Source organism: Acinetobacter lactucae (genome assembly GCF_013344765.1).
GTDB classification, from domain to species: domain Bacteria; phylum Pseudomonadota; class Gammaproteobacteria; order Pseudomonadales; family Moraxellaceae; genus Acinetobacter; species Acinetobacter lactucae_A.
On sequence record NZ_JABVBF010000344.1, the window covers coordinates 1 to 1,105 of the forward strand.

Sequence of the window (1,105 nt, forward strand, 5' to 3'; positions counted from 1 at the left end):
TTTTATCAGTTTTGCCCATATAGTAAGCATTAATAAGCCCTTGTGCTTGTAAATTAGTTATATACGAGTGATGCATACCTAATAAATTATTAGCTTCTGCTCCAGTTATATATGTTTCTTTTATTTGAAGTATAGTATAGACATCTTCTTTACGAACAAGCTTCCAATAAACCAGATTTTCTATTGTTAAAAAGCCAGATTTGCACCAATATTTATCAAGCCAATTTGGGGCACAATTGAGTTGTCGAGCAGCGTCTTTAGCTAAAATAAAATCCTGACTTTCTAATTTATCTTTGAGATTCCTTAGTGATTTTTTTTCGATCATTATAAGAAATGGATTTGTAAGATCTTTTGTGAGAATACCTCTTTGAACAAGAATGGCTACTTTATTGGGGCTAATTTCTAATTGCTCTGCGACTTTTGTTAGGGAAACAAAGTCTTTGCTATTTGTCGGTGGCTTTTGGCTATTGTTATATCGCCCGCTATTGGTTGGATATTGTTTAATGGCTTCAATATCTGATTGCTTTAGATTATTGATAAATGAGCGAGCATAAATATTGATAGGAGTAGAATCAATATATGGTCCACTAATAGGTATGATCCCTATACTTGCCAGTTTCTCAACGAGATTTGTCGGATTTACATCAAATTTTTTAGCTAGAGTTGAAGCAGTAATATAATGACGATGAAATTTTTCTACTTGGAATCTGGAAATATTTTTAGTTACCTTGTTTTTAGGACATATTTGATATTTAAGCCAATGTGTATTTGCCAGTTTTCTTGCAGTCTCATAATTAGTCTCTAAAATTTTAGCAACCTCTTTAAGAGTTAAATGTTGCGGGTCAGATGTTTTAGTTTGTAAGGTTTCTATTGAGCCTGAATGTTCATAATTATAGGAGAGCAAAAATCTTTCAATTAAAGGGCTTGGTAAAGAGTGGTAGTGATATCTTTCTTTATCCAACTTTAGGAAATCTTTGCGAATCCAGTTTTTTAATGTCTTTCGACAAATATCCAAAACCAACCTTACTTCTTCAGGCAATAAGTAAATTAATTGGGTTTTAGGAGTAGGATTATATTGATAACACCCTGATTCTATTAATTGAAT

Annotated in this window: 1 pseudogene; it reads right to left on the reverse strand. The window is 32.0% G+C overall.

What is annotated here, in order from left to right:
• Window positions 1–1,105 (reverse strand): annotated as a pseudogene (locus HUN22_RS17205) (TniQ family protein); the annotation flags it as partial.